This window comes from Escherichia sp. S10b, from assembly GCF_028421345.1.
Taxonomy (GTDB): Bacteria; Pseudomonadota; Gammaproteobacteria; order Enterobacterales; family Enterobacteriaceae; genus ECMA0423.
This window is the reverse complement of the sequence record NZ_JAHZSO010000079.1, coordinates 1-586: the sequence shown is the minus strand read 5'-3', so window position 1 is coordinate 586 and position 586 is coordinate 1. Positions and strand designations below refer to the sequence as shown.

Genomic DNA, 586 nt, shown 5'->3' with positions numbered 1-586 from the left:
GTAATTTAGTGAGAGACATGTCCGCCCTCCTGCTGCCCTTCCATCATGGCCTGTTGCCTGGCTTCCAGTGCCTCACGCTCTTCCCGGCTGACACGGGCAATCCATGCATCCAGCACCTGGTATGCGCCGAACAGCACAAGGATGGCCGCAATCAGCTCCGCCAGAAAAAAAGCCATCCAGGGTTTGCTGTAAACAAGACGGGCGACGATATGAAACCAGACACCCAGGGAAAATACCCACATTCCCGTAATATCAAGCCGGGGTAAAGAGAATCTGCGTTTACTTATCATGTTAAACTCCGGTTATTATTTACATGAGAGTATTTATGTCTGTAATATTCGCGTTTGTGTGATATTAATCAGTTCAATCTCATTATTTTGTATGGTTTTTATTACCGTTTTATATGACTTAGCCTGTCATAAGCCCCCTTATAAAAAACCACATCACTCCGGACCATACCGATGACAACATAATACAGATAAATATTCTTCTGAACCCGTCAAAGCTCGTAACGTTCGGTAATGAACCAATAACCATTGGAACAACCATTGCTGCGCCCTGATTCATAATTGCACCACACAGAAAC

Annotated in this window: 1 protein-coding gene and 1 pseudogene; both read right to left on the bottom strand. The window is 44.7% G+C overall.

Annotated features, from left to right (window positions below; translation table 11 throughout):
- Positions 1-5: 5 nt before the first annotated feature.
- The gene (gene traQ / locus FTE26_RS07065) at positions 6-290 is read right to left on the bottom strand and encodes a type-F conjugative transfer system pilin chaperone TraQ (RefSeq protein ID WP_000624109.1); all 285 of its coding nucleotides are present in this window, start codon (positions 288-290) and stop codon (positions 6-8) included.
- A gap of 118 nt (positions 291-408) precedes the next feature.
- A pseudogene (locus FTE26_RS07060) lies at positions 409-586 on the bottom strand (conjugal transfer protein TrbA); the annotation flags it as partial.